The 25,020-nt window shown below is 61.5% G+C and carries 32 protein-coding genes and 2 pseudogenes; 17 read left to right on the top strand and 17 right to left on the bottom strand.

What is annotated here, in order from left to right; translation table 11 throughout:
- Positions 1–42 precede the first annotated feature (42 nt).
- From V1283_RS40365 to V1283_RS40350, 4 genes are read right to left on the bottom strand one after another with little or no spacing between them, the layout of a single operon-like run.
- Positions 43–2,349, bottom strand: coding sequence for a type IV secretory system conjugative DNA transfer family protein (locus tag V1283_RS40365; RefSeq protein ID WP_334392127.1), 2,307 nt, complete (start codon positions 2,347–2,349; stop codon positions 43–45).
- Positions 2,346–3,059, bottom strand: a complete 714-nt coding sequence (locus V1283_RS40360) for a hypothetical protein (RefSeq protein WP_334392126.1) — start codon at positions 3,057–3,059, stop codon at positions 2,346–2,348. Before V1283_RS40360 ends, V1283_RS40365 begins: the two co-directional genes overlap by 4 nt.
- 11 nt (positions 3,060–3,070) lie before the next feature.
- On the bottom strand, positions 3,071–3,478 hold the full coding sequence (locus V1283_RS40355) for a hypothetical protein (RefSeq protein ID WP_334392125.1): 408 nt from the start codon (positions 3,476–3,478) through the stop codon (positions 3,071–3,073).
- A 9-nt stretch (positions 3,479–3,487) separates the two neighbouring features.
- A complete protein-coding gene (locus tag V1283_RS40350) occupies positions 3,488–3,700 on the bottom strand; it encodes a hypothetical protein (protein ID WP_334392124.1) in 213 nt (70 codons plus the stop codon).
- Between the two features lie 237 nt (positions 3,701–3,937).
- Here V1283_RS40350 and V1283_RS40345 point away from each other — a divergent pair, with 237 nt between their 5' ends.
- The 12 genes and pseudogenes from V1283_RS40345 to V1283_RS40295 all read left to right on the top strand — a co-directional run bounded on the left by V1283_RS40345 (position 3,938) and on the right by V1283_RS40295 (position 10,506).
- Entirely contained in the window at positions 3,938–4,174 is a 237-nt protein-coding gene (locus tag V1283_RS40345) for a hypothetical protein (RefSeq protein WP_334392123.1), read from the top strand.
- Positions 4,175–4,185: 11 nt separating this feature from the next.
- The gene (locus V1283_RS40340) at positions 4,186–4,440 is read left to right on the top strand and encodes a hypothetical protein (protein WP_334392122.1); all 255 of its coding nucleotides are present in this window, start codon (positions 4,186–4,188) and stop codon (positions 4,438–4,440) included.
- A gap of 456 nt (positions 4,441–4,896) precedes the next feature.
- Positions 4,897–5,769 carry a hypothetical protein gene (locus tag V1283_RS40335; RefSeq protein ID WP_334392121.1) on the top strand — a complete coding sequence of 291 codons (873 nt, stop codon included), beginning with the start codon at positions 4,897–4,899 and terminating at the stop codon, positions 5,767–5,769.
- A complete protein-coding gene (locus tag V1283_RS40330; RefSeq protein WP_442895821.1) occupies positions 5,769–5,975 on the top strand; it encodes a helix-turn-helix domain-containing protein in 207 nt (68 codons plus the stop codon). Before V1283_RS40335 ends, V1283_RS40330 begins: the two co-directional genes overlap by 1 nt.
- Positions 5,976–6,379: 404 nt before the next feature.
- Positions 6,380–6,925, top strand: coding sequence for a hypothetical protein (locus V1283_RS40325; RefSeq protein ID WP_334392120.1), 546 nt, complete (start codon positions 6,380–6,382; stop codon positions 6,923–6,925).
- Entirely contained in the window at positions 6,876–7,202 is a 327-nt protein-coding gene (locus V1283_RS44865) for a tyrosine-type recombinase/integrase (RefSeq protein WP_442895820.1), read from the top strand. Before V1283_RS40325 ends, V1283_RS44865 begins: the two co-directional genes overlap by 50 nt.
- Positions 7,203–7,297: 95 nt before the next feature.
- Positions 7,298–7,609, top strand: a complete 312-nt coding sequence (locus V1283_RS44860) for a JAB domain-containing protein (RefSeq protein WP_442895819.1) — start codon at positions 7,298–7,300, stop codon at positions 7,607–7,609.
- 113 nt (positions 7,610–7,722) lie between these two features.
- On the top strand, positions 7,723–7,893 hold the full coding sequence (locus V1283_RS40315; RefSeq protein ID WP_334392119.1) for a hypothetical protein: 171 nt from the start codon (positions 7,723–7,725) through the stop codon (positions 7,891–7,893).
- A 188-nt stretch (positions 7,894–8,081) separates the two neighbouring features.
- Positions 8,082–8,246, top strand: a pseudogene (locus tag V1283_RS40310) (JAB domain-containing protein); the annotation flags it as partial.
- Positions 8,247–8,367: 121 nt separating this feature from the next.
- Positions 8,368–9,288, top strand: a complete 921-nt coding sequence (locus V1283_RS40305; RefSeq protein WP_334392118.1) for an aldo/keto reductase — start codon at positions 8,368–8,370, stop codon at positions 9,286–9,288.
- Entirely contained in the window at positions 9,288–9,974 is a 687-nt protein-coding gene (locus tag V1283_RS40300) for a DUF6064 family protein (protein WP_334392117.1), read from the top strand. Before V1283_RS40305 ends, V1283_RS40300 begins: the two co-directional genes overlap by 1 nt.
- Before the next feature lie 13 nt (positions 9,975–9,987).
- The gene (locus V1283_RS40295) at positions 9,988–10,506 is read left to right on the top strand and encodes a GNAT family N-acetyltransferase (protein WP_334392116.1); all 519 of its coding nucleotides are present in this window, start codon (positions 9,988–9,990) and stop codon (positions 10,504–10,506) included.
- A 76-nt stretch (positions 10,507–10,582) separates the two neighbouring features.
- On the opposite strand, the gene V1283_RS40290 is transcribed toward V1283_RS40295, so the two are convergent.
- Complete coding sequence (locus V1283_RS40290) at positions 10,583–11,077, bottom strand: DUF3237 domain-containing protein (RefSeq protein ID WP_334392115.1); 495 nt, start codon at positions 11,075–11,077, stop codon at positions 10,583–10,585.
- A 29-nt stretch (positions 11,078–11,106) separates the two neighbouring features.
- The gene (locus V1283_RS40285; protein WP_334392114.1) at positions 11,107–11,577 is read right to left on the bottom strand and encodes an ester cyclase; all 471 of its coding nucleotides are present in this window, start codon (positions 11,575–11,577) and stop codon (positions 11,107–11,109) included.
- 82 nt (positions 11,578–11,659) lie between these two features.
- Here V1283_RS40285 and V1283_RS40280 point away from each other — a divergent pair, with 82 nt between their 5' ends.
- A complete protein-coding gene (locus V1283_RS40280; protein WP_334392113.1) occupies positions 11,660–12,316 on the top strand; it encodes a TetR/AcrR family transcriptional regulator in 657 nt (218 codons plus the stop codon).
- A gap of 12 nt (positions 12,317–12,328) precedes the next feature.
- Here the strand turns inward: V1283_RS40280 and V1283_RS40275 are convergent, their stop codons facing one another.
- Positions 12,329–12,706, bottom strand: a complete 378-nt coding sequence (locus V1283_RS40275) for a hypothetical protein (protein WP_334392112.1) — start codon at positions 12,704–12,706, stop codon at positions 12,329–12,331.
- A 182-nt stretch (positions 12,707–12,888) separates the two neighbouring features.
- Between V1283_RS40275 and V1283_RS40270 the strand changes: the two genes are divergently transcribed.
- Positions 12,889–13,413, top strand: a complete 525-nt coding sequence (locus V1283_RS40270; protein WP_334392111.1) for a putative quinol monooxygenase — start codon at positions 12,889–12,891, stop codon at positions 13,411–13,413.
- Here the strand turns inward: V1283_RS40270 and V1283_RS40265 are convergent.
- From V1283_RS40265 to V1283_RS40245, 5 genes are all read right to left on the bottom strand, one after another.
- Positions 13,356–15,014: a methyl-accepting chemotaxis protein gene (locus tag V1283_RS40265; RefSeq protein WP_334392110.1), complete on the bottom strand. Its 1,659-nt coding sequence runs from the start codon at positions 15,012–15,014 to the stop codon at positions 13,356–13,358. The genes V1283_RS40270 and V1283_RS40265 overlap by 58 nt on opposite strands.
- A 30-nt stretch (positions 15,015–15,044) precedes the next feature.
- Complete coding sequence (locus V1283_RS40260; RefSeq protein ID WP_334392108.1) at positions 15,045–15,365, bottom strand: cupredoxin domain-containing protein; 321 nt, start codon at positions 15,363–15,365, stop codon at positions 15,045–15,047.
- Between the two features lie 25 nt (positions 15,366–15,390).
- Complete coding sequence (locus V1283_RS40255) at positions 15,391–16,476, bottom strand: cytochrome-c peroxidase (protein WP_334392107.1); 1,086 nt, start codon at positions 16,474–16,476, stop codon at positions 15,391–15,393.
- Between the two features lie 224 nt (positions 16,477–16,700).
- Entirely contained in the window at positions 16,701–17,978 is a 1,278-nt protein-coding gene (locus tag V1283_RS40250; RefSeq protein WP_334392106.1) for an RNA polymerase sigma factor, read from the bottom strand.
- Positions 17,979–18,009: 31 nt separating this feature from the next.
- The gene (locus V1283_RS40245; RefSeq protein WP_334392105.1) at positions 18,010–18,405 is read right to left on the bottom strand and encodes a YciI family protein; all 396 of its coding nucleotides are present in this window, start codon (positions 18,403–18,405) and stop codon (positions 18,010–18,012) included.
- Between the two features lie 193 nt (positions 18,406–18,598).
- On the opposite strand from V1283_RS40245, the gene V1283_RS40240 reads away from it, so the two are divergent.
- Entirely contained in the window at positions 18,599–19,111 is a 513-nt protein-coding gene (locus V1283_RS40240) for a GDSL-type esterase/lipase family protein (protein WP_442895818.1), read from the top strand.
- Between the two features lie 18 nt (positions 19,112–19,129).
- Here the strand turns inward: V1283_RS40240 and V1283_RS40235 are convergent, their stop codons facing one another.
- Genes V1283_RS40235 through V1283_RS40215 form a run of 5 tightly spaced genes read right to left on the bottom strand, consistent with a single transcriptional unit; the run spans position 19,130 to position 23,443 of the window.
- Positions 19,130–19,807: an AprI/Inh family metalloprotease inhibitor gene (locus V1283_RS40235; RefSeq protein WP_334393345.1), complete on the bottom strand. Its 678-nt coding sequence runs from the start codon at positions 19,805–19,807 to the stop codon at positions 19,130–19,132.
- Positions 19,808–19,830: 23 nt separating this feature from the next.
- A complete protein-coding gene (locus tag V1283_RS40230) occupies positions 19,831–20,820 on the bottom strand; it encodes a 2-hydroxyacid dehydrogenase (RefSeq protein ID WP_334392104.1) in 990 nt (329 codons plus the stop codon).
- Positions 20,820–21,608 carry an ABC transporter permease gene (locus tag V1283_RS40225; protein ID WP_334392103.1) on the bottom strand — a complete coding sequence of 263 codons (789 nt, stop codon included), beginning with the start codon at positions 21,606–21,608 and terminating at the stop codon, positions 20,820–20,822. Before V1283_RS40225 ends, V1283_RS40230 begins: the two co-directional genes overlap by 1 nt.
- Positions 21,605–22,417: an ABC transporter ATP-binding protein gene (locus V1283_RS40220; RefSeq protein ID WP_334392101.1), complete on the bottom strand. Its 813-nt coding sequence runs from the start codon at positions 22,415–22,417 to the stop codon at positions 21,605–21,607. The genes V1283_RS40225 and V1283_RS40220 overlap by 4 nt, the downstream gene beginning before the upstream one ends.
- 6 nt (positions 22,418–22,423) lie before the next feature.
- Complete coding sequence (locus tag V1283_RS40215) at positions 22,424–23,443, bottom strand: ABC transporter substrate-binding protein (protein WP_334392100.1); 1,020 nt, start codon at positions 23,441–23,443, stop codon at positions 22,424–22,426.
- Positions 23,444–23,588: 145 nt separating this feature from the next.
- Between V1283_RS40215 and V1283_RS40210 the strand changes: the two genes are divergently transcribed.
- Together V1283_RS40210 and V1283_RS40205 are read left to right on the top strand one after the other, a co-directional pair.
- Positions 23,589–24,443, top strand: a complete 855-nt coding sequence (locus V1283_RS40210; RefSeq protein WP_334392099.1) for a creatininase family protein — start codon at positions 23,589–23,591, stop codon at positions 24,441–24,443.
- Between the two features lie 106 nt (positions 24,444–24,549).
- Positions 24,550–24,810 (top strand): annotated as a pseudogene (locus tag V1283_RS40205) (hypothetical protein).
- The last annotated feature ends 210 nt before the right edge of the window (positions 24,811–25,020 follow it).

Here is a 25,020-nt window from a genome sequence, read left to right as displayed (position 1 = left end):
GGTTAGCCCAGTACCGCCGGGCCGTTGCCTGTCAAGGGCGGCCTACGGCCGTCGCCTCCGGCGATCGGGACCCTTGACAGGCGGTGGCTCCGGCGGAGATTTCTCACCATGCGCATCGACGGACATTTCTGGTTCTTTGCGTTTCCGTTTCGTCCGGAACTGCTGGGGCGCTTCCGGTTCGGCATTACGGAGCTGACCGGCGCGCTGCAGGAGTTTCGATTGCCGCGCAGCGAGCGACGCGAGCGCAGTTTCGATCGGAACAGCAGACGGGCTGCGCTGCAGGAATTCGTGCCGTAGCATGTCGAATTGCTCAGGCGTCAATTTGCAGTCAGCGACGCGTGCCGCCTTCAGAACGGCTGTCTTGAGGCCGTCGCCGTCGACGAGGCTGATCGCTGCAAAACCTGCAGCGAAATTGCGCAGCACCGCGCCCGCCATGTAGCGCACGTTATCGAGACTGTGCACCGACGTCGGTCGATCGGCGAGGATCGGTTCGAATGCCTCGCTCCAGCCTTGCGACCCACCGCGGCCATGATTGTGCGAAAGGCCATGTGTGGTCGATTCCGACGTCGTGTATGCGACCCCCGTGGTCCAGGCGCTTCCCTTCGTGCGGGCGGTACCGCGCTGCGATGACGTGGTGACGCCATTCGAGCGATTCGTTCCTGATTGTGAGCCATGTGAGTCGCTGGAACTTCGCTGTCGGTTCTCGCCAATTCCGACGCCGGCAACGACTGCGGCTTCCATCCTCGCAGCACCGATCACATGCCGGCTGGGTGATGTCCATCCCATGTTTGAATACGTGCCGGCGCTCTCCCCGATCGTGTTGCCGGAGGCTGCGGCCGGCAACGAGCCGCCGTCACTTGGCACTAGGTTGATCGCGGTGGAGGTCCCATACGCATCGGTTTCCGATTGTGATGAGGATACCGAGTCCGACGTCCCCCAACTCTCACTCTCCGACGTTCCCCAGCTCTCGCTCACGGTGTCGCTCTCGCTTTCCGTGAACGATTCGCTTTCCGTTACGGAGTGGCCGATCGTTCGGCCTTCCGATTCCGTCATTCCCTCCTGCCACGAGTCGCTTCCCGACTGGCGACGCACGAGTTCATGGCCAATGAGCGTTGGCTTGGTGAGCACACTCACCGGCATTTCGAGGTTATGCCGCACCACCATGTCGGCGAGTTCAGCCGCTTCCGTGGGGTCCTTGATTCGCATGACAACCTTGATGTTGGTAGTGCTCTTTACGGCGTCGAGCACGTCTTCGCCGGCAGCACGCAGCTGCGAGAGCGTTTGATGCCCAAGGACGACGCCGGTTCCGTACTTTCTCGCCTCGGCGAGCATTCGCGAGACGTCGCCGGACAGGTAGAGCTGACATTCATCGAGGTACAGGAAGAACGGGCGATCTGGCCGCCGACGTCGTACGGTGTGAAAGAAAATTGAACGCGTGAGGAGTCGGCCGAGCATTTCCACTGTCTTGTCCCCGGCGAGCGGGCCAGGCGACAGGTTCGCAAGGATGATGTGTCCCTCATCCAATGCCGCCCGAAAATCGATGCCGTTCACATCCTGGCTGACGATTAATTTCACCGCTTGGCTTCGCGTGAGCTTGGAGAGTCGATTCCGGGGGCCGGTCACTTCCTGCCGGAAATCTTGATGCCCGCGTGCCTCTGAGCCGATCGCGTGCAGCCACTCAAGCTCGGCCCGCGCTTCCTCGTTGGCGAGCTCGTGGATCGCCCAGGCGCGCACGCCGGTTTGGTCGCTCGGATCGAACAGCAGACTTGCTTCTGCAAGGGTCAAATTCAGTTCGGTCAGTGTCGTGAGGATTGTCGAGAGTACGCGCTGCATCGTCGGCTTCGTGTTCATATCTTCTTCGCCCCACACGCGCTCCAACGCCTGCTGCATCGCCTCGGCGATCACGGTCGGGTCGTACTCTGCCGATGGCAGGGCCAATGGATTGAAGCCGGTGACGTGGGATCCAACGTTGGGATCAATCAGGTGGATCGTGCGGTTTTTACGGAACGGGCTCCGGGCGAGATGTTCTATCATGTACCTATACATGCTGCCCGGATGGTTTCCGTGCGGATCGATGAGACAAAACCCGTGACCAAGGGCGATATCCTGACAGGCGCAGTGCTGCATGAGCCGGGTCTTGCCGCCACCGGTGGTCCCCACACAGTGCATGTGCTCCTGTCTCGCCCGCACCGAGAGTGAGATGGGAACGCCGGCGAGGTCCCGGCCGAGGATAACCGCCGTATGATCAACTGCTGGAACGCACTTCGGGCGCAGTGCGGGATGCATTCGGAAAACGCGCTCGCGCAATTCAGTGCGAAGGGCGAGCGCTCCGGTTCTGATCGTTTTCATCGCTGCCTCTTTTGCTGCTGGACCATCGCGCGCTCAATGGCGCGATCAATCGGCGTCGTGTCCGCGCCGTCGGCATTCAATTGATCGCGCGCTGCATATAAATCGTCGAGACTCAGTTCGTCGCGACCATGGCGACGGCGGTGTTCCCCGAGGACAACGCGCTGCTCCTCAACCTGCAGTTCCCACTCGTTAATCCGGTGCTCCCACTGCAGAGCGTGGTATCGCGGCCCATAATGCCGTTGCGCTTCCAGCTTTTGATCTGCTTCGAGAAACGCCTCTTTGGTCGTATACATTTCCAGTTCGACCCGTGCACGTTCTTGCATCCGACGTGCTTCTGCTATCTCAATCGTGTGACAGAGCTCGCGAATTTCTTCGCCACGCTTTAGAACTCTTACCGCTCTGTCCGTCGCGAGTATCTGAGGCAGCTCGGAATATTCTTGACGCATTCGCCGATTATCCACGAGGGCGCGGCCAAGCTCCGTATCGGCTTCTACAAGCTTTCGCTCCGCCACCGCGCGGCGCGTATAGGCGTCGTACGTTTTGGCCTGGCTGTCCGCCTGCCAGCGCAGCGGAACACCCGAGATGATGCCGCCGGGATTTTCCCGGTACGGTGTAGGCGGAGCCGGCGCCATCGATGATGCGGTGACGTTCGCCACCGGCCGCGACGGCGGGATGATCTCTAACTCTTTACCGCTGTAGTGTTTGGTCATGGTCGTCTCCATTAACGAAGCTTGCTGCGCAGCTCGCGTAGGCGTTGCTCATGTTCAGCGATCTCCGGACGCTCGCGGTACTCGCCGTATGTCCGGGCGTGATCGATCTCGCTGCGCATCAGCGCGGAGTGAGCCTCCTGATGCTTTGTTATTTCACGCATCAGAGAAGCTTCGCGCTCCGCGACGCATTCTGCGCAGTCGCAGGGCGAGTCTGATGATCCTGAAGAAAGCCACCCTGCCAACCACGCAACCAGGAGCAGCGCAGCGAGGCAGAGCGCGAGGATGAACAGTAAGTCGAGAACGGCATCAGGATCCCGGGTGTAGTAGACCTGATATTGGTACGGGCCTTGGCAAAGGGCATCTGTGGTGAAGCTGATCATTCCCAATGCGCCGGCCAAAGTCATTGTGCGAAGTGACATCACGTCCTCCTATTTGTGACGGCGCGGCGCTTGAATGACTGTTATCTGGTCATGGTAAGGTTCCAGGAGTTTGTGTTGCGCGCGCGCCACCTCCTTCAGCTCTAGTGCCTGTCGTATCAGCTCCGCTTCGGGGCGCTCGATCGGCTTACAGGTCGTTGTTCTTACGAAGCAGCCGTCTTTCCATCCTTCCTCTTCTTCAATGAACCAGTGAGATTTCGCCATGTCGTGCTCCTCGTTCTGCAGGGTCGCGGACGAATCTTTTGATTGCCCGCAGTCGCGAGTCAGCAACCGTTGTCGGGATTCTGCAAACAAGGTTGCGGCCGTGCCGATTGGTGAGATTGATCGCGAAGAGCACAACCTTGCTGGGTCGCGGCAGAGAGGTATGATTCGAGCAGCTATCTGTCTCGTCGCCCAGCATCGCAATTCCGCGATGTTGAGCACGCGAGACGGAGTAGACGCATGAACGAAGCTGGTATGGGCGGGTCTATGGCCGCCACCCACATCGGTGCCGCTACAATTGAGTTCTTTGGCATCGAATTGTGCCCCACGGCCGATGGCCGTCTGTACGTCGGGATCGCTGCCACGGTGTGCGAGCAAGAGGGTGAACTGTCGCACGTCGATCTTGGTGATCACCGGGCGGTTTCGCTTGATGATGCGTTCGCTTTCATCCGCAACGCGATCAACTTGTCTCATTGAAAGGAAAAGACATGTCGAAGCAGAGTCACGAGCCGGCGTATCGGGCCTTTAGCGTCATCGAACGAGAAGGGCGGGACGCGTTCTGGCAGCCGCTGGGAGCTGCCTTTGAGAATTCAGACGGTAGCTACAACGTCATTTTGCAGGCGTTGCCGCTGCCTGGACCGGATGGCATTTGCAAGATTGTCCTTCGGAAGCCGAGAGACGATCAGCCAGAGGATCAGTCGCGTGATCGCGAGCGCACTGGAAACACCAGCCGGCGTCGGTAAATAAGTTCTAAGAAATAGGTTGCCGCCGTCACAAGCGACGGCGGCCTTCTTTTTTGCTCCTTACCCTATGGACGTCCCGCGGCATTTTGAATAAGTTTTGAGTACGCACGTATGTTTGCATAGCGATCGACGCGGTGGACGGGGCCGGGCAAGAGACCGGTTTAGCAGTCCCTACGAAAGAGGCTTAAGCCTCAACCACGTGACCAGAGGTGTCTGGTACGCTCGTTTTTCCAACGAGCTACGAGCCGGCAGCAACGGCGGGTTTTTGAGCGGCAACGCTCGGACCTGTCTTTTGTTGTTGGCTCGCCCTTCATCGAAAACGACAGGTCTCCACCGTAACAGGCCAATAGGCCGGGCGGCGGCTGCCAAAGAGTGAGCCCCCAGCAAAGCCGGGGGCTCGGAAGCGATTGCCGTCGCTTCCCTGGCGCCGCACGCTCCATGCTGATGGAGAATGTCATGGCGCGCCACGCACGCCTTCAAAATCCTATCATATCGACGCATGCTGATCGAAACTCGCCCAGCCCTTCAGTTCACGGTCAACGAGTTCGCGTGCGATTTTCGGACGCGGCTCAAGCCTACATCGCGAGCGGTGGAGAAGGCCGTTATTTGATAAGGTCTCCTCTCCTGGCGAGCCTTGCCGATGTCTTCGTGTGCGACATCGATCAACACATGATCGATGCCATCGCGCAGTCGCTCTGGCAGGACAGTTCGCCGGCGACGCGTTCGCGACAATGTTACGGGCCCATTAGCGCCGTTCTAAAATTTTCGGCTCGGCAGCACTGGTGTGCTCACTGGCGTCTCAAACGGCCGAAACTCCGGAAAGAAATGTCTCCTCTACCGAGCAAGGCAGATCTCTGGAAATTCGTGCACAGCTGTCAGCCACACCTCAAGCATGTGGTGATCTTCCTGCTTCGCACAGGAGCCGACGTATCCGAGACATTGCGCCTAGGCTGGGTCGATGTCGATCTGATCCGAAAAGCGGCGCGCTTGAGAAGTTCGACAGGTCGGATCCGCGTGGTCAACCTGGACGAGATGATCATCAAAAGGTTGGAGCAGACGCCGTGCGCGCTGAGGACCGGTAATGTTTTCCTAACCCACCGTGGAAAGCCGTACAGTCCTAAGCGAAGCGGTGGTGGCCAGCTCAAATCCGCGTTGGCTAAATCGTGGGAGAAGGCCGGTATCAAGATCACGCCTGCGACGCTCAAGCGTATTTGGCGAGCCCGTCAGCGCGGCGAGTGGCTAGAGGTTGAGGTTGTTACGGAGGAAGCGAAAAACATTGTTTCCGAGCTCCTAAATCCCGCTCTGACGAAATATCGGGAGTATTCCTGATGGCTGACAAATACCTCACGGCCGAAGAAGTCGCCGAGCGCTACCGCGGCGAAATCAGCGTCGGCACGCTGCGCAACTGGCGTATGGCGAGGATCGGCCCGCCTTTCATCAAAATAGGAAAAGCGGTGCTCTACCCGATCGACGAGCTGGACGCCTGGGATCGTAAGAACCTCGTGCTCTGCCGCGGAGGTAGCGCAGCGGAATGAGGTTTAGAGCGGCTGAAGGCATTCCCAGGATACCCGTCGGCCCAAAGCTCGATCGACGCACGCCATAGCGTAATGTCAATCAAGCGCACTCACTTACAACGCGCTACGCGGGTCGCACCACTTGCTGGACCAATAAAGCTTGCAGTCTTTCCACCACTGCTACGACATGCTTCACGGCAGATTGGTCCGGCCTTCGCGCATACGTCGGCCGGATAGTAATTTTTGCAGTCAACAGTAATTTGCGCGCAGGTGCACGTCCCCGGAGTCGCGCACGGTGATTGAGCATAGGCATCTGCGGTCATGCTCAAGCTGAGAAACGCGGTGGCAGCGACCACGATGATGAACATTCCAAGAATGATTGATTTCACATATCCCAGTCCCGAACGTGTCAAGGCGATTGCGACATGAAGCATCTGAGCATTTCCCCTATTGAATCGCGAGATGCTACAATATCGCCAATACTGTTTCAGTCGAGCGATATGTCGTGGTTTTCAGGCCCCTCTTTTGATCATCGGTTTCGGGTCAGCCGCACCCCTTCCAAAAATACAAGCAAAAACCTGGGCAAATCTCTTGCAACAAAATTGGCGATTCTGTTTCAGCGTGGGGCTAGAGACAGGATGCATTCTTCTACGACCGGCACTGAACTCAGCCTGTTCGACCGCAACGGCGGCCGGAAATACTTGACCGCGGCGGAGCGCAGGCGCTTTCTGTGCGCTGTCGAAGCTCTCGATCCGCTCAAGCGGCTCTTCTGCTTGGTACTGATGCGAAGCGGAGGACGCGTGTCTGAAGTATTAGCGATCACGCCCGTAGCAATCGATCTCGACAACGGCGATGTTGCTCTCCTGACGGTTGAAGCGGCGGCGGCGCGGGATCGTTCGGCAGATCCCGCTGCCTCGATCCGTGCTGCTCGATTTGGAACGGCGATTCCAACTTCGCGCGAGACAAAGTGATCCAGCGTTGAGACTTCGCCGCCTCTGGCCCTGGAGCCGCGTCACGGCGTGGCGGCTCGTTAAGCAGGTGATGACTGATGCCTCTGTCAGCACGCCCGCATCGTCGCCGAAGGGATTGCGGCATACCTTCGGCGTGTCCGCCTTTCAAGCCAGAGTTCCCCCGCATCTCGTACAGCGCTGGCTGGGACACGCCACGCTCCGGACCACGAGCATCTACGGTGACGTCTTGGGTGACGAGGAACGCCAATTCGCTCGGCAGATGTGGCGGCACAAGTGATTGCGAAGTCTTTCCCGCATGTCAGGAAAAAATCTTCGAATCCAAACCCAGTGAGAAGGCCAAAACTACGGCTCTGACTTTTGCGATGATCGAGTATGGTCAAGCGACATCGAACAGGACACAGCATGATCATGCGGCATCATCACGCACCATCACGAGATACCGTCCCCAGTGGGCGTCCCCTCCCCTGCTTTTTCCGCCGAAAACCGCAATTGATACAGCACGCTACGTCGATGAGCAGTCTGGTCCACAACCATCCCAGTGGCGATCCGACGCCGTCGCAGGCGGATATCCAGATGACCAAAGCGATTGTCGAGATCGCCACCCCGCTCGGTATTTCCGTGCACGACCACATCATCGTCGGCAAGAACGGGCATGCGAGCTTGAAGGGGATGAAGCTGATCTAGTTATCGCCTGCATTTACCATCTATTAACTATCCGCTTCGCGCTTTGGCGAACGCGTGAGAGAGTGGTTCATCGGATGAGAGGGGGTAGCTCATCCTCGAATGAGAGGGGATCGATGATTAATCAGCTAGCAGAGCGGATGAGGGTCACGGCTCTTTCGATGAGCCCGGAGCACCTGATCGACAAATTTCTGGACTGGCTCGAGGAACTGAGGGGTGCGATGGGGCTTGCTGAAATCGACGGATTGGCCCGCAACGAGGCGCGAACCAAGGTGCTGTTCGATTGATTCGACGACTAAAGCACGATGGCAGGGTCGAACCGACATCGTGCTTTAGCTTATTGTTGTTATTGGCCGGGTGCGATGTTGCAGGACAAACGCAAGACCAGCATTTCGTATCGCCCCCATTACCGCCCCCAATCCTGGTCGCTCCATTCCAAAATCAAACAGGATCAATGCGATACGTCGCGCAGGGATTGATGAACAACCATCCCTCCGGTGATCCGACGCCATCACAGCCCGATATCCATACGACCAAAACGATCGTCCAGATCGCCACCCCGCTCGGTATTTCCGTCCACGACCACATCACCGTCGGCAAGAACGGTCACGCGAGCTTGAAGGAGATGAAGCTGATCTAGCAATGTCGGCCGTCCATCGAAGATTGAGAACGGCGCGCGACTGCCTATTTGATCCAGTGCCTTGATCGGCAATTTCGAATCACGAAGCTGGCGGTGGCCCACCGCGATGATGGAGCACCGGATGCGGACGACACGCCGAACGTTCGTGCAGGCTGCCCTGGCGGCCACGGCCGCAGCAACACTCCTGCCAAGCTCTCTGCGCGCCCAGCCGGGCTCGCCCACCCGCCGCCCCATACCCTCGACCGGCGAGGCGATACCGATCGTCGGACTAGGGACCTGGATCACCTTCAACGTCGGCGACGATCCCGTGCTCAGGGACGAATGCACTGATGTCATGGCCGCCTTCTTCGAGGCGGGCGGCCGCATGATCGACTCCTCCCCCATGTATGGCTCGTCGCAGCCGGTGATCGGCTACGGCCTTCAAAAGCTCGGGCGACCTTCTGCGCTATTCTCGGCCGAAAAGATCTGGACGTCATCGGCAGCGGGAGGTCCGCCCCAGATCGAGCAATCGCGTCGCTTCTGGGGTGTGCCGAAGTTCGACCTCGTTCAGGTTCATAATCTCCTCACCTGGAAGGCGCATCTGCAGACGCTCTTTCAGATGAAGGCGGCCGGTACGGTGCGTTACGTTGGAATCACCACATCCGAAGGCCGCCGTCATGATCTCATCGAACAGATCATGCGGAACGAGCCGATCGATTTCGTGCAGTTCTCCTACAACGTCGTCGACCGCGAGGCGGAGGCGCGGCTGCTGCCACTGGCGGCGGAGCGCGGCATCGCCGTGATTGCGAACCGTCCATTCCGGCAGGGGGCGCTCACCAACCGGCTCAAGAATGCGCCGCTGCCCGAATGGGCGATTGAACTCGGGGTGTCGAGCTGGGCGCAGCTCATGCTGAAGTTCATCCTCTCTCACCCGGCCGTCACCGTCGCAATTCCGGCAACCACCCGCGTCGACCACGTGCGTGAAAACCTCGCGGCCGCCGCCGGCCCAATGCCTGATCCGGCCATGCGGGAGCGCATCTCGGCCCACGTGAAGGCGCTTTGATGTCGGAGTGGTGGACCTACCGGGCGGTGAACTTCCTGCTGTTTTCGCCGCGCGTCTACTGGCGCATGTTCGAATTGCACAATGCGGCGCTCTGGCCTCTGCACGTGCTGACGCTCGCCGCCGGCCTCATCATCATCCTGCTCATCGCGTGGCGGCCGGGAACCGGGGCACGCTGGATCGCGTTCATCCTCGCGATCTCCTGGATCTTCGTCGGGTGGTCGTTCCTGTGGAATCGCTACGCGACCATCAACTGGGCCGTCGCCTATGTCGCGCCGGCTTTCGTCGTTGAAGGCGTCTTGCTCCTCATCCTGTCCTTGCTCGATGGCCTCGCCTTCGACCGGCGCGGGCCTGCCGGTTGGATAGGATATCTCATCCTTGCCTTCGCACTCGCGGGACAGCCGTTGCTGGCGCCACTCCAGGGACGCGGCTGGGCCTCGTCCGAGGTCTTTGGCATCGCGCCGGATCCGACGGCGATCGCGACGCTCGGCCTTTTGCTTCTCGCCCGCGGCAGGCTTTTGCCAGTGCTGCTGCCGATCCCCGTTCTCTGGTGCCTCCTGAGCGGCATGACGCTCCGGACGATGGGAGAGCCGCAGGCCTGGGCCCCTCTTGCCGCCCTGGCGCTCGCCGCTGCCGCCTGGATCTGGACGATCATCCGTCAGCGCGGATCGTGGCCAGCCGCATCATGAAGGAGAACCGAACTTGAGCGTCGAAGTAACGATCCGACCGTTCCGGGAGGAAGATGCACCTCAAGTGCGCGAGCTATTCATCATCGTCAACCGACTGCTGTCGCCGCCGCATATGCGCGATGCCTTTGAGGCTTACATTGTTCGTTCATTGACCGACGAAATGGAACGCGTCGCAGCATACTATGGCGAGCGAGGCGGCGGCTTTTGGGTCGCGCTGAGGGAGAAGAAAGTCGTCGGCATGTTCGGCCTTGAACCCGCAGCGACTGACGCCATGGAGCTGCGTCGCATGTATGTCGACCCATCCGCCCGACGTAGCGGGATCGCCCGGCTGATGCTGCAATTTGCGGAAGCTGAATGCCGTCGGCTTGACATGCAAAGACTTGAATTAAGCACATCTGAATTGCAGCCGGCTGCGCTCGAACTGTATGGGCACGCGGGATACCGGTTGCTGAACGAAGCCGTCGCCGAGCAGGCGAGCAACAAGACGCTGGGCGGTGGCATTCGTCGGTATTACTTCGAAAAGATCCTATAGGAATCCGTGCCGCGCGCCTTGGCTGCCATGCCGCGCGGTAGCGATAGCAGGATCGCGCCATCCGCAAGACGCACCTTCAGACGATCTGGCAGACGTTATACGCGATGCCGCCCTCGACCAGATATCCCGACCCGACGCAGACGATATCGTTCATCCAGGCGTATGGCTCCGCGCCGGTTTCGAACAGCGGGTTGGTTCGAAAATAGTAATGCGACGGATCGACCTGATATCGCTTCGCAGGATCAGCCATCTCGGCCCGCAATTCGGGCGGCGTGATCCAGCGGCCGCCATAGGTCATGTGCACCAGCGCGCCGTCATGCGTGCGAAGCGTCAGGCGGACGTCGAGCGACATGGCGCCATCGGCGCGAAACAGTGCCCAGTCGCCGCCGCCCGGCACCACCTCGCCGCGCAGCCTTGGGCCTTCGAAGGTGCCGCCGGCCGCACCGAACAGGATGCGGCGGCCGAGCGGGCCGTCACCGATGTTCAGTTTTGGATTGAGATCGACGACGATGTCGAACAGTGGCGCCGTCGCGATCGCGGCTACCGGTTTGATGCGTGGATCTGCTGACATGCTTGAAGCCCTGATTTACTGGAAAGGTGTCATTCCGCGGCCTGCTGCCGGGCGGCAGCGTCACCAAATATCTTGCGCCGGACCGCATCGGCCGAGACGCCGGATTGGGCACAGAGCTCCGACAGGTCGAAGAAAAACCGCTCATGCGCGATCCGGTCGTCCTTGAAGGCGAACTGGATGAACACGGGCAGATCGGCACGCCTGCCGTTCGGCGTCACGCCAAAGCGGTCGCCGGTCATGGTCATCTGCACGCGACCCCAGCAGACGAGCGTATCGCCGTTGGCGGCATGGCCTTCGAGCACGACGTTATAGTCCGGGAACGCGGTGAAGAACCGGGTCAGCACCTTCTCGTTCTCGGCCAGGCCGCGGGCGCTGGTGCCGAAAGCCGGGGTTTCCAGCAGCATGTCGTCATGAAGAACGGTTAGCGCCGCTGGCACATCCTGCCGGCTCTTCGCGACCGCGAGCGCCTGGGCCAGTTCGAACATGCGATTGCTGTTCATGTGATCCCTCCTTCCAGCCCCTCCGCCGGATGGGGGCGGCTTTTTTTAAATGCATACGTTCTGTTTTTAACATACTGAATGTATGTTATATGTTGATAGGCTCTCAGGCGTCAAGTGGTATGTCGAGGGCATGCAGGAAGCCGGACGCGAACGAACCCGCCGCGAGGAGTACACCGAGGCCACGAGGCAGGCGTTGCTGGCGGCCGGCCGGGACGCTTTTGCGGGTGAGGGCTATCAGGCGGCGGGAATCGAGGCGATCTCGCGCGCCGCGCGGGTGACGCGGGGCGCCTTCTATCACCACTTCGAGGACAAGAAGGCGCTGTTCGACGCCGTGGTCGTCGCCTTGCAGATCGAAGCCGCCGCAAAAATCGAAGCGAGAGCGAAGACGCAGCGCAAGGTATGGGATCGCCTGACCGAGGGTATCGACGCCTATCTCGACGTCTGCCTCGAACCGGCCTACGCGCGCATCGTGATCCAGGAAGCCCCGGCCGTGCTCGGCAATGCGCGCTACCGGGAGATCGAGGAAGCCCATCCGATGGCGCTGCTCACCGCGACGCTGGCGGCGCTGAAGCGCCAGGGCGAGCTCGATTTCGAGGACATAGAGCTGCTGAGCCGAATGGTCGATGCGATGATATGCGAGTTGGCGCTGCTGCTGCCGGGAGCGGAGAATCCGAAAAGGCTCCGGGCGCGCGGGCAAAAGATCATCGGCAGCCTGCTCGGCTCGTTTCGTACGGCCTGAGCGCTCGCCTCATCAAGGCTCGACCCATCGCTGCACGGCTTCCGCCGTATCCGCCGGCGTGGTGTTGAAGCAGATCCTGGCTTCAGGCGCGAACACGTGAACGAGATTGATGATCTTTTCGAACAGGTGCAAACGCTCCGGCGGCTCGCGCAGCCCGGCCCCGATCACCACGCAGTCGAACTTTCTTGAGCGGAGCGCCGTCGCAGCCACCGCTTCGGCGGTATCGCCGAGGTCGATCAGGCAGCTTTGCGCCTCGAAACCCAGCGCACGAAGCCGCTCGATCTGCGTTTCGATATAGCTGCCGACAAGCTCCGCCGTGAGCCCGGGAAAGGCGCCGTAGTCGACAAACGAAGGATCGATGCCGATCGCAAGCACGGTCTTCTTCGCCATTCAGCTGTTCCTTGTAAGGGTGAAAAGCCAGCGTCGGCCAACGCTTCGGCCGTCGACGAGTTCCGGACATCACGAATATGATAATTCGTCACCCATCGAAGCATTCATGTCATCGAAGCGGGCATGATGCGCTCCAGTCGCCGACCGGAATCGAACCGGCGCTGGCTTCACAGGAGAGCAGCATGGCAACCACCGACAATGCAAACCAGCACCTGATCGTCACCGCATTCTGGGAGGTCAATTCCGGAGAGGAAGGCGCCGTCGCGGCGCTTCTGAAAGACTTTCTTCCTCAGGCGCAGCGGGAGCCGGGCGTGAAGGAGTTCCAGATCCACCAGAACGTCACCAAGCCGCGGGAATTCTTCTTCTACGAGGTGTTCGCAGGTGAAGCGGCGTTTGCCGATCATCAGCAGACCGACCACTTCAGGCGATCCCAAAACTCGCCAAACGCGAGCGCCAGCAATTCCGCTTCATCTGATAACGGGCGGACGCCGGAACGACGATGCAAGGGAGCCTGGCTCAACTCGTGTCCCGGACGCGGGCGCAGCGCCTTTTGGCGGTGCACCGCAGAGCCGGGACCCATGCAACTTCCTGGGTCCCGGCTCTGCGTCGCGTCATTTCATGCCGCGCCGCGTCCGGGACACGAGTGGCGTCACGCCGCCACGTTCGAGAGGAAACGATCGACGGACGCGCGCAGATCGGCGGCCTGATCCGACAGGTCGCGCGCGGTCGTCAGCACGAGGTCGGCGGAACGGTTAGTGTTCTCGGTCGCGGTGGCCGTTCCCGCAATGCTCCGGGCAACGATTTCCGTTCCGGCGGCGGCGTGTCCGATACTCCGCGATATTTCATTTGCCGCGGCGTTCTGCTGGCTGACGGCGTCGGCAATCGCTGCGGTGAAGCGGTCGATCTCGTCCATGATCGACGCAATGGCGCCGACATTGTCAACCGCCTGCTTCGTCGCCGATTGCACCTCGGCGATCTGGGAGGAAATGTCCTCGGTCGCCTTGGCGGTCTGGGTGGCGAGCGCCTTGACTTCCGACGCGACCACGGCAAATCCGCGGCCAGCCTCGCCGGCGCGCGCGGCTTCGATGGTGGCGTTGAGCGCCAGCAGATTGGTCTGGCCGGCAATGTTGCGGATAAAGCCCACGACCTCGTCGATCTGCTGCGTGGAGCTGGCGAGGGCCCGAATCGTCTCATTGGCCGTCCCGGCCATGCCGGAGGCGCGCTGCACGATCGTCGTGGCGTCATTGACCTGCGTCTTGATCGCCTGCACGGAATCGCCGAGCTGGCTTGCGGCGGTTGCCACGGTTTGAACGTTGGCCGAGGTTTGGCCAGCGGTCGAAGCCGTCTCGACGGATTGCTTGCCGGCGGCGTGCGCGATTGAGGAAAGGGTTTGCGCGGTATTGGTCAATTCGCCCGTCATCCGGTCGGTGTTGGCGAGCGCTGTGGTGAAGGTGGAACGGAAGGCTTCGATCTCGGCCTCGATGCGCTGCCGCCGGGTGACCTGTTGCGCATGGGTCTGGTCCTTGGAGGACATCAGCGCGAGATCCTGATCGGCGCGGGCCTTCAGGCTCGTCTGCATGACGGCAAGCGACTTCAGCAGCCGGCCGAGTTCGTCACGCCGCCGGACCGCGATGTCATCGGCGAAATTACCCGCCGCCACGCGCTCTGCAACATGCATCGCGGCAGAGATCGGCTTGCTGAGCGAATAGGCAAAGGCCATGGCGATGATGAATCCGACGAGCGCGGTACCGATGGCAATCCCGAGCATGGCAGTGCGCGCCGCCGCCACCGACGCCTCCGCCTCGGTCCGGTAGTCGAAGCCATAGGCCGCCACCAGTTCCACGAGATCGTCGAGCGCTGCGACAGTCTCGTCGCCCTGCTGCGTCAGCGAGAAGATCGTGGGAATCTCGGTCAGGCCGCCCGGCACCGGCTTGAGGATTTTCAGTCCGGCGCCCGACCAGCCGCGGAGGCTGGCTTCGGCCTTCTCCCGGGCAGCCTTGACGCTTGCGCTCTGGACCCGGTCCCGGACCACGCTGAGATCTTCGGAAATGCTGCGAACCAGTTTTTCAAACCGGGTGACACTTTCACTCGTCGCCCCCTCTGTCAGGCTGCGCTGCATGACGACGCGCGCCTCGTTCAACCCCGCATGCGCCGAACGCGCGTGGTTGATTCCCATCAGGGGACCGTCATAAAGGCGCACCACCTGATCGCCCGCAGTGGAGATACCTTGAATGCCGTAGAATGCGAGCCCGCAGGCGAGCAGGATGACAACGCTGAAGGCGCCGAAAATCTTGTAGCGGATCGACATCACAAATCTCCGGCGCGGTCGTTGGCGCGATTAGTCCGTAACCTTCACCATCATCTTCATCCGCGGATGGATGGCGCAGATCACCTGCACGTCGCCCGCTTCCTTGAAGGTCACATCCGTGGACATGCCCGGCGCCTGCGAGCCGAGGTTGAATTCGCTGCCCTGGGTGGTCGACATGATGTTGTGAGGAATGCTGTCGTCGTTCACAAAGGTCAGCGCGTCACCCTTCTTGACGGTGACGCTCTCGGAGGAGAACACCCGGCCCTGCTGATGGATCACCTGGTTGGCGGCGAGCGCGCCGGCCGACAGGCCGGAGAGAATGACGAGAGCGAACAGGACGGTCTTGTGCATGGGATATCCTTGGATAGGGCTGGGATCAGCGAGGGAGGACCGGCACGGCGGTCGGACTGAGGTTGCTGGTCAGGGTTTTCATGAAGGCGACCAGATCGGATTTTTCCTGGGCCGTGAGGCCAAGCGGCTTCATCAGGTCGGAACGGCTCGGCCGGTCGACGCCGCCGCGATCGTAATGTTCAACCACCGCTTCCAGCGTGGCGAGCGAACCATCGTGCATAAAGGGGCTTCGGCGCGCAATTTCGCGCAAGCCAGGCGTCTTGAAGGCGTGCTGCATCTTGATCACGCCCGGCATGAACTCGCCGCGGCCGACATCCTTGCTCGGCAGCCCGATGTCCTGAAAGCCGTCATTGGTGAAATTCCAGCCCTCATGACAGGCGGAACAAAGCGCCTTGCCGTTGAAGACTGCAAAACCGCGCTTGGCTTCCTCTGAGATAGCTTTCTCGTTACCTTCGATCCAGGCATCGAACGGCGCGCGCTCGGAGACCACGGTACGTTCATAGGTCGCGATCGCCTTGGCGAGCGTCGCGGAAGTCATCCCTTCATTGGGAAATGCCACGGCGAACAGCGGCTTGTATTCGCCGATGGAGGTAAGCCGTTCCATCAACTTCTCGAGCGGCATGTTCATCTCGCCCGCGGCCTGGATCGGACCGAGCGCCTGCTCTTCAAGGGTCGCGAGCCGGCCGTCCCACATGAAGATCGCGCCCCACGCGGCATTGACGATGGTCGGCGAATGCCGGCCGAGCTTCGCCATGCCGTGGCCGACGCCGACCGCCAGACCGTCGCCCCAGCCGAAGCCCGGGCTGTGACAACTTGCGCAGGATTGCGCTGACGTGACCGAGAGCCGCGTGTCGAAATAGAGCTTCTTTCCGAGCGCAGCCTTTTCGGGCGTATAGGGATTTTCCTTCGGGAACGGGATCGTTGCCGGCCGCTTGTACTGCGCCTTCATCGCATCGATCCCGGGCGCCGCCTTCTGACCGAGATCGATGCGGCGGGTTTCGCCGACGATGACCGCGCCGAGGCCGATGCTGGCAAAGCCGATCGCGCCAAAGCCGGCCGCAGCAACGACTGTCGCGAGCAGGGTTGATCGACGAGGGAAGAATCCCGACATGCCGCGTCCTCGAATGATGGTGCCAATGGCCGCTTGAAAAGCGCGGCACGAGGGCGAACAGGAAAATTCCGCAAGTGTTGGCGTTACGATAATTGCCAATGGTTAATCACTGTGTTCGGAATGAACACTCGAGATTCCGTAGTTCTACGAATCGCAAAAACACGGGCTTCCTGCACCGGATTCAGCAATCATGGCGTGCGCAAAATGCGCTGCTCATTCAGAAATCAACGCGCAATTTCGCTGCGTCGGGCCGCTTCAACGACGCGTCGTTGCAGCAGATCATACTCGCGCCGGTTGCCCGCTAATCCTGCCGCGATCTCGAATGCGGCGCGCGCTTCCGCAAAGCGGCCGAGCTTGCAAAGCAGATCGCCGCGGACGCTTTCCAGGAGATGATAGTTCTTCAGCGCAGGCTCGCACGCCAGTCCATCCACCATCGCGAGCGCGGCCGCCGGCCCCTCCGCCATGCCGACCGCTACCGCGCGGTTGAGCTCGATGATCGGCGAGCGCACCAGGCCTGAGAGTTCGCCATAGAGCTTTGCAATACGCGGCCACTCCGTTTCATCAGGCGTGGAGGCTCTGGCGTGACAGGCGACGATCGCCGCCTGCAGCACGTAGAATCCCTGCCCATCGCCAAGCTCCTGCGCGCGCGCCAGCGCCGACAATCCGCGGCGGATCTGAAGCCGGTCCCACAGCATCCGGTTCTGGTCCATCAGCAGAATTGGATCGCCGGCTGCATCCGTGCGCGCCGCGGTGCGCGAAGCGTTCAGCTCCATCAGCGCGAGCAGGCCGTGGGCTTCCGCTTCCTGCGGCGCGACCAGTGTCAGCACGCGGCCCATGCGCAATGCATCGCTGCAAAGCTGCGGCCGCAGCCATTCGTCGCCGCGGGCGGCCGTGTAGCCTTCGTTGAAGATGAGGTACACGACCTCCAGCACCGAAGCGAGCCGCTCTGAAAGCTCCTCGCCGCGCGGGGTTTCGTAAGCGAGCCCGGAGTCCGACAGCGTTCGCTTCGCGCGCACGATGCGCTGGGCAATGGTCGCCTCCGGCTGCAGGAAGGCGCGCGCGATCTCTTCGGTGGTCAGGCCGCAGATCATCCTGAGTGCGAGAGCTGCGCGCGCCTCGCGCGACAGTTTTGGATGGCAGGCGGTGAAGATCAGCCGCAACAGTTCGTCGCCGATATCATCGTCCAGCCCGGCGTCCGGATCGGGCATCGCCTGCTGCTCCTGCTCCAGGTCGCGTATCAGCATCTCGTGCTTGCGCGCGAGCATGCTGCGGCGACGCAGATCATCTAGCGCGCGGCGTTTGGCGGTTGCCATCAGCCATGCGCCCGGCTTTTCCGGCACGCCGGTGATGGGCCAATGCTCGAGCGCCGCCACCAGGGCTTCCTGCGTCAGGTCTTCGGCCAGCGTCACATCCCGCAACATCCGGGACAGGCCGGTGATCAGGCGCGGTTGCTCGATGCGCCAGACCGCCAGGATGGTGCGATGGACGTCGGCGGCCGTCATCGCCGCCGACTGGATTTACCGAACGCTAGCATCAGGCGTGCGCGCGCACATTGACCTCGCACGCACCGTCCACGCCCGGCGTCGCAAAGGAACGAACCTCGCAGGTCCCTTCCCAGCCCGGCATGTGCTGGAGGTGCAGTTGCATGAATTCCCTCGCTGCAGCGACCGCCTCTTCCTTGTCGCGGAGCTCGAAGATTGCGTAGCCGCCGATCATTTCCTTGGTCTCGACGAACGGCCCGTCGACCACGCTGAGCTTGCCGTCGGTAATGCGCACCTGCGCGCCCGTGGCAACCGGCATCAGCCCGCCGCTGTCGATCATGCGGCCGGCCTTGATCTCCCGGTCGGCAAGCTTGGCCATCGCCTCCATCAAAGCCGGCGTCGGGCCGCGCATGGGCTGGGACGAGGTAACGATATACATGAAGCGCATTGCGGAACTCCCGTTAAGGCGAGTTGCGGCGGTAATCGCCCGCAAAACTGGCTCGCTATGGGAGACGACGAATGGGAGAACGCCGGATCGACAGGCCCCTGAATTAATTTTGTCCGAATCGGCCGGCCGGCATAGTTGCGCCAGGGGATGCTAGCCCCGTAGGCTTCCTCAACCGATGCGAAGGGGAGCAAATATGAAATTGCGGGCTTTTCGGCTTGGCACCCTCGGGGCTTTGGCGATCCTGATGGGCATATCCACTTTCGTATCCGCGTCGGCCCATGCGGCAACGATCGTGGCGCTTGGCGCCAGCAACACTTACGGCAAAGGGGTAGCCCGCAATCAGGCCTATCCCGCGCAACTGGAGGCGATCTTGCGGGCAAAGGGAGCCAATGTCCGTGTCGTCAACGCCGGCATCAACGGCGACACCACCGAAGGCATGTTGCAGCGCCTTGACCGAACGGTGCCGAACGGCACCAGCGCCGTCATCCTGCAGCCCGGCGGCAACGACCGCCGCAAAGGCTCGCCGGATCGAACGGCGGAAATTCAGAGCCGGCTGAAGGCGCGGGGCATCCCGGTGATCATGATCGCCAATGGCACTTTCAGGGGATTGCCGCATCAGCCCGACGGCCAGCATCTGACGCCGGAAGGCTACCACATGCTTGCCGAGCATGTGGCGTCTCAGGTCGCGGGCATACTTGGCCGCTAAAATGCGGCTCGCCGAACGCTACTGTCCCCGCATCATGATCAGGGGATCGGCCGCGTCGGGCACCCGCCGCCACTGCGCATTGTCGTCGGCCTCGAACTGCCAGGTTTCGCCTTTGGCAGACAGCAGCAGCATCCGGCCGTGATCGAGCCGCCACTGGTTCGGCGCGAAAGCCGCGACCGCAGGGTCGCATTTCGGCTTCAGGAATACCTGGAAATTGTCGCCCGTCGCCTCGGTGTTGGTCAGCGTCAGGCCGCAGATCGTCTGGCCGTTGCCCCGGACCATCGACCAGTCGCCGATCATCTGGTCCATCGACTTGGCGAGCGAGCGGGCGGCGGCGAGGTTTTGCAGGATGTAGACGCCCTCGCCGGTCCGCAAGCCCTCGAAGATGCCGCTCTCGACTTCGGTGAAGTCGATCACCGGCTGGCCGGCCGCATCCTGCAGCCGCACGATATCCAGCCCCTTGATATTCCAGGCCGTGATTTCCTTGGTGAACGGCAGCGCCGCGGCACAGCTCGGCTCAAGTTCGAGCTTGAGTCCTTGCGGCGTCGTATCGCCCTTCAGCGTGACGACGCAGGTCTTGCTGCGCTCGGTGGTGGCAAGCTCCCACTGCCCGATCATGTCTTTCTTCAGCGTCGAGGAATCCTGCGCCGCAGCCTGCGACGCAAACGCCAGCAGCGCCGTCAGCGCTGCCACCATGATGCCTGAACGCCCGGACGACATCAGCGTCCCTTCACCGGGGTTTCCGGCACGGGCGTCAACGGCGCCTTGCCGGCAAACCAGTTTTTCAGATTGTCGACGACAAGCTGATCCATGGCGTTCCGCGTTACCACCGAAGCTGAGCCGATATGTGGCAACAGCACGACATTTTGCATGGCCTTCAGCTCGTCCGGCACGTTCGGCTCGTTGGCGAACACGTCGAGCCCGGCCGCGAGGATGGTGCCGGATTTCAGCGCCGCCACCAGCGCCGGCTCGTCGACCACGGAGCCGCGCGCGACGTTGATCAAAACGCCGCGCGGACCGAGCGCCTTCAGCACGTCGGCATTGATCATCTTGGCGGTAGAAGCGCCGCCGGGCACGATCACGATCAGCGTATCCACGGCCTTCGCCATCTCCATCAGGTCGGGATAGTGCGTGTACGACACGGCTGACGACGGATTGCGCGAGTGATAGGACACCGGCACGCGCGAGGCCTCCAACCGGCGTCCGATCGCCTGTCCGATGCGGCCCATGCCGACGATCCCGATCTTGCGGTCGCGCAGCGAGCCGACGCTCAAGGGATAGTTCTGCGTCTGCCACAGGCCGGAGCGCAGATAGCGGTCGGCCTTGACGAATTCGCGCAGGGTCGAAATCAACAGGCCCATTGCGACATCGGCGACCTCCTCGGTCAGCACGTCGGGCGTGTTGGTGACGACGATATTGTGCTCACGCGCATAGGCGGAATCGACATGGTCGTAGCCGACGCCGAAGCTCGCGACGATCTCGAGCTTGGGGAAATGCGACAGCGATTTCTTGTCGGCCGGCACCGTGTGATAGGTGACCGCGATACCGCGGGTCTTCGCCAGCACATCGGGCGTCAATCGCTCGAGATCGGCACGGCTCTCCGCCATATGCAGGACGAACTGGTCCGGGAAGCCGTTTTCGAGGATCGGCCTGATCGGTCCGTAGACCAACAGATCGATCTTTTCGGACGAAATATTCGCGGCAGCCATCAGTTTTCCTTTCCAAGCGCGCTCTCATGCCAGCGCCGTAATACCAGATGCGAAACTAGCGCCAGCAGCCCATAAATGACAATCCCGGCGACGGACAGCAACAGCAACGCCGCGAACATTCGGGGAATGTTGAGGCGATAGCCGGATTCTGCGATCCGGAAGGCAAGCCCGGAGCCGGCGCCCGCGGTACCCGCCGCGATTTCGGCGACCACGGCGCCGATCAGCGACAGGCCGCCCGCGATCCGCAGACCGCCGAGAATATACGGCAGCGCCGCCGGCAATTTCAGGTACCGCAGCGTCTGCAGCCGTGACGCGCCATAGAGCTGAAACAGCCCGGCCAGATTACGGTCCACCGAATTCAGCCCGAGCGTGGTGTTGGACAGGACCGGAAAGAAACCGACGATCCAGGCGCAGACGATGACCGCGGTCTGCTGCGGCAGATAGATCAGCAGTAGCGGCGCAATTGCGATCACCGGTGTGACCTGCAGGATTACCGCATAGGGAAACAGCGAATATTCCAGCCATTTCGACTGATTGAACAGCAGCGCCAGCGCAATACCGCCGACGGCAGCGGCGATAAAGCCTTCCAGCGTGGTGAGAAGAGTGACGCCAAGCGATTCCGACAGCACCGGCCAGTCGCCGACCAGCGTCTGAAACACGACGTGAGGGCTCGGCAGCACGTAAGGCTGGATGTCGTTGACGCGGACCACAAGCTCCCACAGCGCCAGGCCCGCGGCGAGCACGGCGATGGGCAGCAGCAAACGGCCGATATTCTGGACGGAGCTCATGCGCTGCGCTGCCCGGAATAGGACGGCGCCAGCGCGCTGGAGACCTCGCGGCAATAGCCGGCATATTCGGCCGAGGTGCGAAACTCCTCCCCGCGCGGCTCCACGGTGTCGATGCGAAATTCGCTTGCCAAGCGGCCCGGTCGCGCCGTCATCACGGTCACCCGCTGCGACAGATAGACCGACTCGAATACCGAATGGGTGACGAAGATGACGGTCTTGTGCAGCTTGCGCCACAGATCAAGCAGATCGTTGTTGAGCCGAAATCGCGTGATCTCGTCGAGCGCCGCGAACGGCTCATCCAGCAGCAGAATATCCGGATCGGTGACGAGCGCGCGCGCCAGCGAGACCCGCATCTTCATACCGCCGGACAATTCACGGGGGAATGCATCGGCAAACTCGGCAAGGCCTACCTGCGTCAGCGCGTCCTCGATGCGGCCATCGGCCTCAGTCGCCGGCGCGTGCGAAAGCTTCAGCGGCAGGCGAACGTTTTCGCGCACGCTTGCCCACGGCATCAGCGTCGGCTCCTGAAACACAAAACCGATGGGATGCCGCCCATCCGCCCTCGTTGCGTGATGGGAAACGCTCACCGTGCCTGCGCTCGGCGCGCCGAGCCCCGCGATCAGCCGCAGCGCGGTCGACTTTCCGCAGCCGGACGGCCCGAGCAGTGATACGAATTCGCCTTTGGCGACATCGAGATCGAGCGGCCCCAGCGCAATCACGCCGTTCTCATAGACCTTGGTGACGGCGCGCAACCGCACGGCAAGGCCCGCCGTATCGATATCCGTCTCGGACACGGCGGGCGAGGCCATCTCGCGTCAGTTCTTCGGCCGCAGATCGACGCCGACGCCCTTGTTGACGAAGCGCAACGTGTAGGCCTGGCGGTAATCGATATCGCGGCGAACCACGCCAGCCCGCACCATCTTGTCAAAGAAGCTCGCCACGCGCGCGTCGGTCATGGCGCCGATGCCGTCGCGCAAGGTGTCGCCGGAGTCGACGATGCCGTATTCCTTCATCTTGGTGACGGAATAGCCGAGCAATTCGTCGGTCATTTCCGGGTTCATCTTCTTGATCATCGCGTTGCCGGCCGAATTGTCGCCGTAGATATAATTGTACCAGCCGATCGCGGAAGCATCGACGAAGCGCTGCACGAGGTCGGGCTTCTTGTCGATGATCTCGCGGCGGGTCTCGATCAGCGTCGAATAGGCGTTGAAGCCGTGATCGGCGAGCAGGATCACGCCCGGCTTGAAGCCCGCCGCCTTCTCGACGGCATAGGGCTCGGAGGTGACATAGCCCTGCATCGCGCTCTGCTTGTTCACGATAAAGGGCTGCGAATTGAAGGTGTAGGGTTTCACCTTGCTCTCGCTGAACCCGTATTCGGACTTCAGCCACTGGAAATAGCTCGCGACGCCTTCCTTGGACACGAATAGCGTGAGCGGCTTGAGATCTTCGAGCTTGGTGAATTTGGTTTCCGGATGGGTCAGGAAAACCTGCGGATCCTTCTGGAAGATGGCGGCGACCGCGACCACCGGCACGTTGTTGGCGACAGCGTCGAACGATTGCAGCGTGTTCGCGGTCATGAAGAAGTCGATTTTGCCGGCGGTCAGCAGGATGCGGTTGTTGGCGTTGGGGCCTCCCGGCACGATGGTGACGTCGAGACCGTATTTCTTGTAGGTGCCGTCGGCAACCGCCTGGAAGAAGCCGCCATGCTCGGCCTCCGCCACCCAGTTGGTTCCAAACGACACCTTGTCGAGGGTTTCCGCGCGCGCAGGCATCAGCGCCGCAGCCAGCACGACAAGACCTGCGGTTAACGCTCGCGTCAAAAAGGCCGGGTTCATGGTTGGACTCCGTCGATCGTTCTGGCCCATGATAGGAGGCCATGGACGTATAGACGTCCCCGAGGGTTTGATTCAGGGGTTGGATCACGCCCCGGAATATCTAACAAACTACCCTGCAAATTCGTCCAAAGAAACGCTTCGCTCGATGGCTTTAACCGTTCCGCCCCGTGACTGGACCGAGATCCACTGGCCCGACATCGCCAGAATGGACGCCGCGCGCTGGATCGCGGTGCTGCCGCTGGCGGCCACCGAGCAGCACGGCCCGCATCTGCCGCTGGAAACCGACGTCCTGATCGGCGAGGCCTATCTGGCGCGCGTGCGCGAGCTGCTGCCGGCCGCGCTCCCGGTCACCTTTCTGCCCGTACAGCCGATCGGCATCTCCACCGAGCATATCGATTATCCCGGCACAAAGACGCTGCCGACCGACGTCGCATTGAAGGAATGGATGGCGATCGGCGAAAGCGCCGCGCGATCCGGGATCCGGAAGCTGGTGATGGTGACGAGCCACGGCGGCAACAGCGCGGCGATGTCGCTGGTGGCGCAGGATCTGCGCGCGCATCGTCAGATGCTCGTCGTCACCACGAGCTGGTTTCGCTTCGGCATACCGGATGGATTGTTTTCCGAAGAAGAGACGCGGCATGGCATTCATGGCGGCGCGACCGAGACGTCGATCATGCTGGCGCGCTATCCACAAAGTGTGCGGAAGGAAGCAATCGCCGATTTTCGTCCCGCCAGCATCGCGATGGAGCAGAAATTTCGCTGGCTGTCGGCGCATCGGCCGGTGCCATTCGCATGGCAGACGCAGGACCTGCATGAAAGCGGCGCGGTGGGCGACGCCACCAAAGCCTCCGCGGAGAAGGGCGAGCAACTGCTCGACCACGGCGCGCGCGCGTTCTGCGAATTGCTCGACGACGTCGACAAATTCGATCCGGAATTGTTTCTTCGTAACCATGAAGTCCGGGACTTATCCCCGCAACTATCTGAAATACCAAAGAAATAAACGACGAAACCATATTTCCGACCCTCGCCTCGAACCGCTTTCGAGGTGCCTCCGTCCAACTGGCATGCGGACCCCAATGACCGCTCAACACAGGATGGAGACTTCCATGTCGATCAAGACCAAGTTCGCCGCCTTCGCTCTCGCTACCCTTGCCGTTACCGGCACGATTGCATCCACCACCCAGGCGCAAGCCAAGCCGCTGCACTAGGGCCTTGGAGCCGGCCTCGTCGGCGCCGCGATTGTCGGCACCGCGATCGCCGCCAGCAGTGACGGTTATTACTACGACGGCTATCGCCGCTGCGGCTGGGTTCGCCAGTTCGACGCTTTCGGCAATTACATCGGCCGGGTCCGTACCTGCGGTTACTGATTTCTTCGGCTGACTTGGTTGCTGTTTGAGAAGCGTCTTCTCAAACCACCTAAAGACCCAAAAAACGCTTCTTCTTTCTTGACGCGTTTTCTTCACGCGAACCGGAATACCACTTCGCTCGAAAACGCTCCTGTCGTGGATTTGCGTCCGGCACGGGCGCCTCATCCACCCCCGTGCCGAACCTGACCCGCCCGGTTGTCCCCCCGGGCG

This window comes from Bradyrhizobium sp. AZCC 2262 (genome assembly GCF_036924535.1).
Lineage (GTDB): Bacteria > Pseudomonadota > Alphaproteobacteria > Rhizobiales > Xanthobacteraceae > Bradyrhizobium.
The sequence above is the reverse complement of the archived record's forward strand: the minus strand, read 5'-3'. Positions and strand labels throughout refer to the sequence as shown.

Bases quoted from the DNA above. Each gene is read 5' to 3' on its own strand.
- V1283_RS40355 (WP_334392125.1), bottom strand. From the start codon at position 3,478: ATGTCACTTCGCACAATGACTTTGGCCGGCGCATTGGGAATGATCAGC.
- V1283_RS40230 (WP_334392104.1), bottom strand. From the start codon at position 20,820: ATGGCTGCCGCGAATATTTCGTCCGAAAAGATCGATCTGTTGGTCTAC.
- V1283_RS40360 (WP_334392126.1), bottom strand. From the start codon at position 3,059: ATGACCAAACACTACAGCGGTAAAGAGTTAGAGATCATCCCGCCGTCG.
- V1283_RS40220 (WP_334392101.1), bottom strand. From the start codon at position 22,417: ATGGCCTCGCCCGCCGTGTCCGAGACGGATATCGATACGGCGGGCCTT.
- V1283_RS40285 (WP_334392114.1), bottom strand. From the start codon at position 11,577: ATGAACAGCAATCGCATGTTCGAACTGGCCCAGGCGCTCGCGGTCGCG.
- V1283_RS40315 (WP_334392119.1), top strand. From the start codon at position 7,723: ATGATTAATCAGCTAGCAGAGCGGATGAGGGTCACGGCTCTTTCGATG.
- V1283_RS40210 (WP_334392099.1), top strand. From the start codon at position 23,589: ATGGCTTTAACCGTTCCGCCCCGTGACTGGACCGAGATCCACTGGCCC.
- V1283_RS44860 (WP_442895819.1), top strand. From the start codon at position 7,298: ATGGTCAAGCGACATCGAACAGGACACAGCATGATCATGCGGCATCAT.
- V1283_RS40260 (WP_334392108.1), bottom strand. From the start codon at position 15,365: ATGCACAAGACCGTCCTGTTCGCTCTCGTCATTCTCTCCGGCCTGTCG.
- V1283_RS40300 (WP_334392117.1), top strand. From the start codon at position 9,288: ATGTCGGAGTGGTGGACCTACCGGGCGGTGAACTTCCTGCTGTTTTCG.
- V1283_RS40345 (WP_334392123.1), top strand. From the start codon at position 3,938: ATGAACGAAGCTGGTATGGGCGGGTCTATGGCCGCCACCCACATCGGT.
- V1283_RS40280 (WP_334392113.1), top strand. From the start codon at position 11,660: ATGTTATATGTTGATAGGCTCTCAGGCGTCAAGTGGTATGTCGAGGGC.
- V1283_RS40305 (WP_334392118.1), top strand. From the start codon at position 8,368: ATGCGGACGACACGCCGAACGTTCGTGCAGGCTGCCCTGGCGGCCACG.
- V1283_RS40290 (WP_334392115.1), bottom strand. From the start codon at position 11,077: ATGTCAGCAGATCCACGCATCAAACCGGTAGCCGCGATCGCGACGGCG.
- V1283_RS40245 (WP_334392105.1), bottom strand. From the start codon at position 18,405: ATGCGCTTCATGTATATCGTTACCTCGTCCCAGCCCATGCGCGGCCCG.
- V1283_RS40365 (WP_334392127.1), bottom strand. From the start codon at position 2,349: ATGAAAACGATCAGAACCGGAGCGCTCGCCCTTCGCACTGAATTGCGC.
- V1283_RS40325 (WP_334392120.1), top strand. From the start codon at position 6,380: ATGAAGCATCTGAGCATTTCCCCTATTGAATCGCGAGATGCTACAATA.
- V1283_RS40350 (WP_334392124.1), bottom strand. From the start codon at position 3,700: ATGGCGAAATCTCACTGGTTCATTGAAGAAGAGGAAGGATGGAAAGAC.
- V1283_RS40240 (WP_442895818.1), top strand. From the start codon at position 18,599: ATGAAATTGCGGGCTTTTCGGCTTGGCACCCTCGGGGCTTTGGCGATC.
- V1283_RS40255 (WP_334392107.1), bottom strand. From the start codon at position 16,476: ATGTCGGGATTCTTCCCTCGTCGATCAACCCTGCTCGCGACAGTCGTT.
- V1283_RS40270 (WP_334392111.1), top strand. From the start codon at position 12,889: ATGGCAACCACCGACAATGCAAACCAGCACCTGATCGTCACCGCATTC.
- V1283_RS40215 (WP_334392100.1), bottom strand. From the start codon at position 23,443: ATGAACCCGGCCTTTTTGACGCGAGCGTTAACCGCAGGTCTTGTCGTG.
- V1283_RS40340 (WP_334392122.1), top strand. From the start codon at position 4,186: ATGTCGAAGCAGAGTCACGAGCCGGCGTATCGGGCCTTTAGCGTCATC.
- V1283_RS40275 (WP_334392112.1), bottom strand. From the start codon at position 12,706: ATGGCGAAGAAGACCGTGCTTGCGATCGGCATCGATCCTTCGTTTGTC.
- V1283_RS40250 (WP_334392106.1), bottom strand. From the start codon at position 17,978: ATGACGGCCGCCGACGTCCATCGCACCATCCTGGCGGTCTGGCGCATC.
- V1283_RS40235 (WP_334393345.1), bottom strand. From the start codon at position 19,807: ATGGTGGCAGCGCTGACGGCGCTGCTGGCGTTTGCGTCGCAGGCTGCG.
- V1283_RS40225 (WP_334392103.1), bottom strand. From the start codon at position 21,608: ATGAGCTCCGTCCAGAATATCGGCCGTTTGCTGCTGCCCATCGCCGTG.
- V1283_RS40265 (WP_334392110.1), bottom strand. From the start codon at position 15,014: ATGTCGATCCGCTACAAGATTTTCGGCGCCTTCAGCGTTGTCATCCTG.
- V1283_RS40330 (WP_442895821.1), top strand. From the start codon at position 5,769: ATGGCTGACAAATACCTCACGGCCGAAGAAGTCGCCGAGCGCTACCGC.
- V1283_RS40335 (WP_334392121.1), top strand. From the start codon at position 4,897: ATGGCGCGCCACGCACGCCTTCAAAATCCTATCATATCGACGCATGCT.